Origin of the sequence: Lacticaseibacillus pantheris DSM 15945 = JCM 12539 = NBRC 106106 (assembly GCF_001311175.1) — a bacterium.
In the GTDB taxonomy this organism is placed as follows: Bacteria; Bacillota; Bacilli; order Lactobacillales; family Lactobacillaceae; genus Lacticaseibacillus; species Lacticaseibacillus pantheris.
On record NZ_BBAI01000060.1, the window covers coordinates 1 to 8961 of the forward strand.

Below are 8961 nucleotides of genomic sequence, written 5' to 3' on the forward strand. Positions count from 1 at the left end.
CCCGCAGTTCTGTAGGAGGCGTAGCCGACATACAGAATCAAATTGGCTAGACCGAGCGGGCTTTGCTCGGGCTACGGCAATTCGCGGTAGCCCTGCAAGGGCGAGAGCGTGAGGCTCACAGCACCGGTCGCAGGCACCAGCCGCTCAACCGGAGCCACTACGCCAGTACGACCAGCCACCTGCAACGGTAACCGTGGAGCGGTCCACAAAGTCACAGCACCCCCTACGGCACTCCCACCAAACAGGACTTCAAACCGGGACCATTCTTAACGAAAACTGGACATTCGGGCTCGGCGCCTGACACTGGTATTTGAATATCGCTCCAGTTCGCACTAAGCCCCGTTTTTGGGTATCACTAAGCCCCGTTTTTGGGTATAATGAAGTGATATTTGTAGATATAGACGAGGAGAGTAAATTTTGTCATTATTGACCCCAACCTGGCTGGTGGTGCAATCTACACCATTAAGCCGACAACTTTGAAAAGCCAGGGTATCAAAGCCGTACTGACTGACCTAGATAACACGCTGATTGCCTGGGATAACCCTGATGGGACCCCACAGTTGCGTGACTGGCTGGCGGCCATGCAGGCGGCGGGCATTATCGTCATGGTAGTGTCGAATAACAATGAACAACGTATTAGTCATGCCCTCAGGCGGTTAGACTTGCCGCACCAAGCGCGGGCGCTCAAGCCGCTACCGGTAGGGATTAATAAGGCGATGAGCCGATTAAAATTACGACCAGAAGAGTGCATTATGGTGGGCGACCAGATTCTGACCGATATGATTGCGGGTAATTTAGCCCGCGTTCGTACGGTGTTGGTCCGGCCCCTGGTGCAAACTGACCAGTGGAATACGCGCATTAACCGCTTCTTTGAGCGATTTATCATGATGGGGATGCGTCTACGAGGACGCTTAGAGTACAAGGAGGATATTGATGCCCGTAGGTAACACGGAAACACTTTACTGCATCGGTTGTGGTGCAGCGTTGCAAACAACTAATCCGCAGGCAGCAGGCTATTTACCAGCTGCACGGTTAGCTAAAGTCACTGACGAGGACGCTGAGGTTTACTGTCAGCGTTGTTTTAGGTTACGTCACTACAATGAAATCCAGCCCGTTGAGTTAACGGACGACGATTTCTTGCGCTTACTGAACACAATCGGTGAGGAGAACGCGCTGATTGTCAACGTCGTCGATATTTTCGATTTCAACGGTAGCGTTATTCCCGGATTACACCGATTTGTTGGCGACAATCCGGTGGTATTGGTGGGTAATAAAGCTGACGTCATGCCGCGGTCCATTAAGCGGGGCCGGGTGCGTAATTGGCTGGAAAGTCAGGCACACAATCAGGGATTACGCCCAGTCTCAACGGTGCTGATGAGTGCAAAGAAGCCGGCGGACATCGAGCGGTTATTGACCGTTATCGACCGGTACCGCGGCGACCGGGACGTCTACTTTGTGGGCGTGACAAACACCGGGAAGTCAACGCTAATTAACGGCATCATCAAGCAAACTAGTGGGGTGCAGGACCTGATCACTACATCCCGTTTTCCCGGTACAACTTTGGACCGCATTCGTATTGCTCTGGATGATGGTCACGGTTTGGTCGACACTCCGGGGATTATTCACCGGCACCAGATGGCGCACTATCTGAGTGATAAGGACTTGAAGTTAGTGGCCCCCACGAAGGAAATTCGTCCCAAGACCTACCAGCTGGAGTCGGGACAGACCCTCTTTTTGGCGGGACTAGCGCGCTTCGACTTTGTGCGTGGACACCGGAGCGGGTTTACCGCGTACGTGGATAATCAGTTGCTGATCCACCGCACCAAGCTGGAGAACGCTGATGACTTTGATACCCGTCAGCGTGGGGCTCTTCTGCAGCCACCGCGCCCAGACGATCTGGCCGATTTTCCGCCGTTGGTGCGCACCGAGTTTACGCCCAAGGAGGATTCAGACTTGGTGTTTGCCGGATTAGGGTGGATTACCGTTCCGGCCGGTGTAACCGTCGCCGGATACGCGCCTGAGGGTGTTGACGTATTGCTACGGCCAGCACTGATTTGACGACAGAACGGAATAAGGGAGTAGCGACAATAATGCTAACAGGAAAACAGAAACATTTTTTTTGCGTAGCCGTGCGATGACCATGAAGCCTTTGGTCAACGTGGGCAAAAACGGATTATCTGACCACTTGGTGCAGTCGGTGGCGGACGCCGTTGAGTCACGGGAGCTGGTTAAAGTCAGTTTGTTACAAACGTCCGATACGGGCCTAAGGAGGTTGGCGCGTACTTGCAGCAGGCGCTACCTGGACTTGAAATTGCGCAGACAATCGGCCGGATGGTCGTAGTGTACAAAGTGGCGGCAAATGCTGATAACCGACACCTGTCAGAACAGGTTGACGAACTGGGGCGCTAAATATGACGGCACGGACACAATCAGTAAAATTAACGCAACCAGTTATTAGTGCTGATGTGGTTGCGCAGGTTCGGGCCAAAGTGCTGGGGGATAATCACCGTAAGCAGGTGGGCCTCTTTGGCGGCACCTTCAACCCCGTGCACACGGGGCACCTCGTAATGGCCGATCAGGTTGGTAACCAGTTAGGCTGGAAAAGGTGTACTTTATGCCTGATGCCACACCGCCCCACGCGGATGCGAAAACTGCGATTGACGCTAAGTATCGGGTGGAGATGCTCCAAGCCGCCATTCACGATAACCCTTTGTTTGGGTTGGAGTTGTGCGAAATTGAGCGTGGTGGCGTTAGTTATACGTACGACACCATGCGGTACCTGCGCGAACAGCACCCCGATACGGATTATTACTTCATCATTGGTGCTGATATGGTCAACTATCTGCCTACCTGGAAGAACATTGAGCAGTTAGCACAAATGGTGCAGTTTGTGGGGGTCAAGCGTCCCGGGATACCCACCAGCCAGCAAGTTTCCCGTTCTTTGGGTGGATGCACCGCTATTGGATATTACATCAACGGCTATCCGTCACCGGGTTGCCCACGGACGGAGCATTCGTTACCTAGTTCCGGACTGTGTTGATTCTTATATCCGTAAGGAGGGGTTGTATCTTGACCATGATTAACTACCCAGATTCCTTAACGCACGGATTGTCCCGCGCTGAGATGATTGAACGCATGCACGGACGCCTGAATCAGCCGCGGTTTGACCACTGCGTGCGGGTCGAGGCAACGGCCCGGCAATTAGCGGTCTGCTTTGGGCTAGATGTTGACCGCGCGGGGCTGGCCGGACTGCTACATGACTACGCGAAGCAGGTGCCGGTGGCCGAGTATGAACGGGTCATTAAAACTCACGGGTATAACCCCAAATTACTGCGCTACAACCGGGGAATCTGGCACGGTGTGGTGGGCACGTACTTTATCAAGCGGGAGCTGGGGATTGACGACGAGTTGGTGCTCCAGGCAATTGAGCGGCACACGACTGGTGATCCCCACATGACTGAATTAGATATGACAACGTTTGTGGCCGATTATATTGAACCGTTACGGCACCTACCAGCACAGGTACGGGCGCGGGGCTTGGCTCAAACTAGTCTGAGTAAGGCAACGATTGCCGAATTGCAGGGAACGTTAACGTTTCTGATTAACCGGCAACAGTTGGTTTACCCCAAAACGCTGAAAACTTTTAACGCATTAGTGAATAAGGAGAACAGATGACAGACAGTAAGGCAATTTTGGCAACCGCAGTGAAAGCTGCTGACGACAAGCGCGGCGAGGATATCGTGGCGTTGGATATGAGTAAGGTCAGCTTGTTGGCTGATTATTTCTTAATTGTGACTGGTAACAGCGAACGTCAGGTAATGGCAATCGTTGACAGCATTGAGGACCAGTTGGCTGCTAACGACGTCCATGTCCGTAGCATCGAGGGGCGGAAGGGTTCAAAGTGGATCCTGATGGACTTCGGCGACGTGGTGATTCACGTATTTACGCCAGAAGAACGGCAGCAGTATAACCTAGAACAATTCTGGCAGGATGCACCGTTAGTGGACGTGCAGGAATGGATGGCGGCTGAATGATTTATACCAGTTTTGCGCAGGTGTACGATCACTTGATGGACGATACACTGTATGCGGATTGGTTAGATTACGTTCAGTCACGGGTGACTCCCGCTAACCAGCAACTTTTGGAGCTGGCTGGTGGTAGCGGCACGTTGGCCGTTGCGCTGGCTCAGGCGGGATACGATGTGACCCTGTCTGATTTAAGTGAAGACATGCTGACGTTGGCGGGCCCCAAAATGGACGCTGCGGGGGTAGAATTACCCATTATTCAGGCAGATATGCGCTACCTCGGTGATATTGGGCCGTATGACGTTGTGACCTGCTTTGACGATTCCATCTGCTACATGCCCAACCTTGGGGATGTTCAAACCACGTTCAAGCAGGTAGCCCACGTTCTCAAGCCTGGTGGGCGGTTTATGTTTGATGCTCACTCACTGCACCAGATGGACGACGTTTTCCCTGGTTACATGTACAATTACCAGACTGAGGATTACGCGTTCATGTGGCATAGTTACGCAGGCGAGGTTGAACATTCGGTAGAACATGACCTGACCTTTTTTTGTTTATCAAGAAGATCTGGATGCGTACAAGCCGTTTATTGAAACGCATAAGGAGCGGACGTATCCGGTCGCGGATTTTGTGGCGTCCCTGACCGCCGCTGGGTTTGATGACATTCAGGTTACGGCTGACTTTGGCCGACAGGAAGTCACGCCAGAAAGCAAGCGTTGGTTCTTTTCTGCCGTGAAGACGTCCGATTAGCCGGTTTTAAACTTTGAATTATGGTATTACGGGGGTATAGGATGCACGCAGTGGGGATGGTTGCTGAATTTAATCCGCTCCATAATGGTCACGTTTACGCGCTTCAGGCTGCGCGTCGGCTTGCGCGCGCGGACGTGGTGGTGGTCGTGATGAGCGGCAACTTTGTGCAACGTGGTGAACCAGCTATCGTCGATAAATGGACGCGGACCCGCATGGCTTTGGCTGCGGGAGCCGATTTGGTGGTGGAGCTGCCCGTCTACGATGCGGTGCAATCGGGTAGTCAGTTTGCGAGTGGCGCGTTGGCGCAACTTGATTCGCTGGGTGTTACTAGTCTGGCGTTTGGAACGGAAGGCCCCGAGTTGGACTACATGGCGTTGGCCCGGAATGTGCAAAGCTTGTTGGGCGAACAGCGTGACGAATTCACCGACTACCGACAGACCTACGCGAGTCAGCTAGCCGCCGCAATCAATCACGAAACGGGTAGCGAGGTGACCGCGCCTAACCAGATGCTGGGATTAAGCTACGCGTTGGCTAACCTAGAATTGAGTCGGCCGCTCCGGTTAATACCGTTCGGTCGGCAAGGCGTGGATCATGATGATCCTGACCTCGGCCCTAGTGGCACGATGGCCAGTGCCAGTGCTGTGCGTAGCCGGATACGGCAGGGGGTAGGGATTGATGCTTTGGTGCCCGCAAGCACACTAGCTGCGCTGGGAGCAGTGCGGACGACATCTTGGCAGCAACTTTGGCCCCTACTCAGATACCGGCTACAAACGGCCGCTCCCGCAGAGCTCACGGTTATCGAGCAAATGGCGGAAGGCCTAGAGCACCGTTTCCAGGCTGCGGTGGGCGACGCAAATGATTTTGCTGACTTTTTGCGGGTGGTTAAGTCTAAGCGGTATACGTACGCGCGGTTGCGGCGGTTGGCCCTAGCGGTTACGCTGAATATGCGGCGCGGTGACGTCATCCGGGCCCGTCATCAGCGTGTGACCCACGTACTGGGGTTCACCGACGCTGGGCGGGCGTACCTGCAACAAGTCAAGAAGCACGTCACGTTACCACTAGTGAGTCGGGTGAGCCGGGACATGCTGGAACCAGACGGCCCGTTCGGACTGATTGGCCGTGCGGATGCTCTGATAACAACGATTACAGGACACGAGCAGAATTACGGGCGCGTGCCCATCATGGAGGACTTAAATGATGCTTAATTGGTCGACTAGCACCTTAACGCAATACCGGGATGAACCCTTTGCTTTCGAAGAAGAGGTGGATCTCAAAAAGGATTTGCAGGCGCGGAACAAAGATATTCTGGACCTGCAGCCCGTGCGGGTAGAGGGTTACGTTTTCTATAGCCGCGGCGACTTTGCCGTCAACGTCACCATCAATACCGCGGTCACTTTACCCTCTACGCGGAGTTTGACCCCAGTGTTGGTCCCGCTGCAGTTTACCTACGATGAAGTCTACCTGACTGACCCCGCCCATGCCGATCAGTATGAAGAAGACGAGCTGTTATTACCGTTGAACACCGACCACCTTGACCTACTGCCTGGCGTGGCGGATAACATCTTGCTGGCAATTCCCACCCGCGTACTGACGGAAGAGGAACAGCAGGCCACATCATTGCCGAGTGGCGATGGTTGGGGGCTCATTACGGACGAGCAATTCCGCGCGCAGCAAGACGCGGAAAAGGAGCGCCGGAACCCCTTTGCGGGACTCGCCGATATGTTTGACGACGATGATGACGACGCTAACAAAAAGTAAAGCTGTCCCGTTGCAATCGGTCGTGATTCTGATACGATAGGGTAAGAATGTTTGCACCGTCTGCGGACGGACTACCTTAGGAGGTAAGCGAAAACTATGGATACACCACAAATTGGCGTTGTTGGTATGGCCGTAATGGGAAAGAACCTCGCACTCAACATTGAGAGTCGCGGTAACACGGTGGCAATATACAACCGTACTGGTTCTAAGACCAAGAAGGTTGTGGACGACCATCCCGACAAGCAACTGGTACCAAGTTACACCGTTGAGGACTTTGTGGCTTCTTTGGAAAAGCCACGGCGCATTATCATGATGGTGAAGGCCGGCAAGCCGACTGACGCCGTTATTGGCGAATTGTTACCATTGCTGGACAAAGGCGACGTGTTGATTGATGGCGGTAACACCTTCTTTGGCGACACGATGCGCCGTAACGCCGAACTGGACAAGTCAGGCATTAACTTTATCGGGATGGGCGTTTCCGGTGGTGAACTGGGTGCCCTCGAAGGACCTTCATTGATGCCAGGTGGTCAGAAGGAAGCGTACGATTTGGTTGCGCCAATTTTGAACCAGATTGCCGCTAAGGCTGAAGACGGCCAGCCATGTGTAACGTACATCGGGCCTAACGGTGCCGGACACTACGTTAAGATGGTGCACAACGGGATTGAATACGGGGACATGGAATTAATCGCCGAGAGTTACAACGTGATGCGTAACCTAGTAGGCATGTCCGTTGATGAAATCGCCGGCGTGTTCAAGGAATGGAGCGAAGGCGAACTGAGCTCATACCTGATCGACATTACCGCCGAGATTTTGACCCGCAAAGACGACCTGGGTTCTGACAAGCCAATTGTTGACTTGATTCTGGATGAGGCCGGCAACAAGGGTACGGGTAAGTGGAGTTCCCAATCCGCCCTTGAACTTGGTGTACCGCAGAGCGTGATTACTGAATCGGTTTATGCCCGTTACATCAGTGCCATGAAGGACGAGCGTGTGGCTGCCAGCAAGGTACTGCCTCAGCCAGTAGGCAACGTTAAGATTGACAAAGCTGCAACCATTGAGATGATTCGTAAGGCGCTATACTTTAGCAAACTGATGAGTTACGCTCAGGGCTTCGAACAGATGCGGGTTGCTAGTGAACATTACGACTGGAACTTGCAGTACGGCGACCTGGCGAAGATCTGGCGTGCTGGTTGCATTATACGCGCCCAGTTCTTGCAGAACATCATGGATGCCTACGACAAGGACGCCGAACTGAAGAACCTGTTGTTCGACGACTACTTCAAAGACATTGCGCGCAACTACCAGGAATCCGTCCGTGACCTCGTGGGCCTCGCAGTCAAGGCTGGGGTTCCCGTACCTGGCTTCTCTGCAGCCATTAGCTACTACGATAGCTATCGTTCTGCGGTACTGCCAGCTAACTTGACGCAGGCTCAGCGTGACTACTTTGGCGCCCACACGTACAACCGTACTGACCGGGAGGGTACTTTCCACTACACGTGGTACACCGAGCAGTAACAACTATTACCAACTAAAGCAAAGCCAGATGGTGTTAGACGGGTATTTCCGCCGACCATCTGGCTTTTCTGTATAAAGAGGAGTAATACCGTGACGCTTACATCTGATTGATGGATGGCAGAACTTGACGGTGTTAGCCAACTTGGTTAAGAATTAAAAAGGTTTATAATATGTTTACTGAAACCACGTTTTAAGTGGTCAATAATGGGGGTTAATCCTGTGTGGATGTATATTGTTGACGTGGTCCTGGTTGTAGAACTTGTCAGTTTGATTACGACGGCTAATCGTCGTCGGCGGGGACAATCTGCCGGTCAAATTGGTCGAGTGGCGCTGGGGGCCTACGTAGTTCTGGGCGTGATGGCGGCTGGTTTTACGGTTTGGACTTGGGTCCAGGTATTCACTAGTAACAATGCCTGGCGGGCGATGCTGGTCGCGGGTGTCTTTGCGGTTGCATTGACGTACGTCTATTGGCTCGTTTTAGGTAAACACGTGTGGCGATTAGCACGGTAAGATATGTCTTGTAGGCAAAAACGGAGGGACAATTATTGTATTTATTACTCAACTTTATTAGTTACCTGCTGTACCTTTACGGACTGGCCTTCCTCATTTACTGTATTATGACTTGGATTCCGGGTGCCACTCGTAGTGCCGCCTTTGGTTGGCTAAGCCGCATCATTGATCCCGCTCTGGGTGCCATTCAAAGGGCATTTCCGCGCTTGGATCCAATGTGGTCGGGTTTAATTTTGTGGCTAGTATTATGGTTGCTTGGAAGAATTATCTAGTAGATTGACAGCAACTGTACTGCATGGGACTAAGAAGCTAGGATCAATAAGTGTTTTGTGATTAATGCCATCCAGGTGGGTGGCATTTTTAATGTCCCCAGCGAGTTACACTCCAGTTTCTGAACGCCCTG

Annotated in this window: 10 protein-coding genes and 3 pseudogenes; all 13 read left to right on the forward strand. The window is 52.8% G+C overall.

The features are described from left to right. Positions 1-417 precede the first annotated feature (417 nt). Positions 418-947, forward strand: a pseudogene (locus tag JCM12539_RS11980) (YqeG family HAD IIIA-type phosphatase). Next, the gene (yqeH, locus tag JCM12539_RS11985) at positions 934-2058 is read left to right on the forward strand and encodes a ribosome biogenesis GTPase YqeH (RefSeq protein ID WP_054651734.1); all 1125 of its coding nucleotides are present in this window, start codon (positions 934-936) and stop codon (positions 2056-2058) included. The pseudogene JCM12539_RS11980 and the gene yqeH overlap by 14 nt, the downstream one beginning before the upstream one ends. Positions 2059-2140: 82 nt before the next feature. Beyond that, on the forward strand, positions 2141-2341 hold the full coding sequence (locus JCM12539_RS12945) for a YhbY family RNA-binding protein (RefSeq protein WP_263849802.1): 201 nt from the start codon (positions 2141-2143) through the stop codon (positions 2339-2341). After that, the gene (locus JCM12539_RS14905) at positions 2284-2409 is read left to right on the forward strand and encodes a hypothetical protein (protein WP_263849803.1); all 126 of its coding nucleotides are present in this window, start codon (positions 2284-2286) and stop codon (positions 2407-2409) included. The genes JCM12539_RS12945 and JCM12539_RS14905 overlap by 58 nt, the downstream gene beginning before the upstream one ends. 107 nt (positions 2410-2516) lie before the next feature. Continuing rightward, a pseudogene (locus JCM12539_RS11990) lies at positions 2517-3083 on the forward strand (nicotinate-nucleotide adenylyltransferase). Continuing rightward, the gene (gene yqeK, locus JCM12539_RS11995; protein ID WP_054651736.1) at positions 3070-3675 is read left to right on the forward strand and encodes a bis(5'-nucleosyl)-tetraphosphatase (symmetrical) YqeK; all 606 of its coding nucleotides are present in this window, start codon (positions 3070-3072) and stop codon (positions 3673-3675) included. The pseudogene JCM12539_RS11990 and the gene yqeK overlap by 14 nt, the downstream one beginning before the upstream one ends. Further along, a complete protein-coding gene (gene rsfS / locus JCM12539_RS12000; RefSeq protein WP_054651738.1) occupies positions 3672-4034 on the forward strand; it encodes a ribosome silencing factor in 363 nt (120 codons plus the stop codon). Before yqeK ends, rsfS begins: the two co-directional genes overlap by 4 nt. Further along, a pseudogene (locus JCM12539_RS12005) lies at positions 4031-4775 on the forward strand (class I SAM-dependent DNA methyltransferase). Before rsfS ends, JCM12539_RS12005 begins: the two are co-directional and overlap by 4 nt. 41 nt (positions 4776-4816) lie before the next feature. Next, positions 4817-5980 carry a nucleotidyltransferase gene (locus JCM12539_RS12010; RefSeq protein ID WP_054651740.1) on the forward strand — a complete coding sequence of 388 codons (1164 nt, stop codon included), beginning with the start codon at positions 4817-4819 and terminating at the stop codon, positions 5978-5980. Beyond that, positions 5970-6533 (forward strand): YceD family protein, encoded by a 564-nt coding sequence (locus JCM12539_RS12015; RefSeq protein WP_082405524.1) that lies wholly within the window; start codon positions 5970-5972, stop codon positions 6531-6533. The genes JCM12539_RS12010 and JCM12539_RS12015 overlap by 11 nt, the downstream gene beginning before the upstream one ends. Positions 6534-6629: 96 nt before the next feature. Beyond that, positions 6630-8048 carry an NADP-dependent phosphogluconate dehydrogenase gene (gene gnd, locus JCM12539_RS12020; RefSeq protein ID WP_054651744.1) on the forward strand — a complete coding sequence of 473 codons (1419 nt, stop codon included), beginning with the start codon at positions 6630-6632 and terminating at the stop codon, positions 8046-8048. A gap of 219 nt (positions 8049-8267) precedes the next feature. After that, positions 8268-8558, forward strand: coding sequence for a hypothetical protein (locus JCM12539_RS12025; RefSeq protein ID WP_054651746.1), 291 nt, complete (start codon positions 8268-8270; stop codon positions 8556-8558). 35 nt (positions 8559-8593) lie between these two features. Further along, positions 8594-8830 (forward strand): YggT family protein, encoded by a 237-nt coding sequence (locus tag JCM12539_RS12030; RefSeq protein WP_054651748.1) that lies wholly within the window; start codon positions 8594-8596, stop codon positions 8828-8830. The last annotated feature ends 131 nt before the right edge of the window (positions 8831-8961 follow it).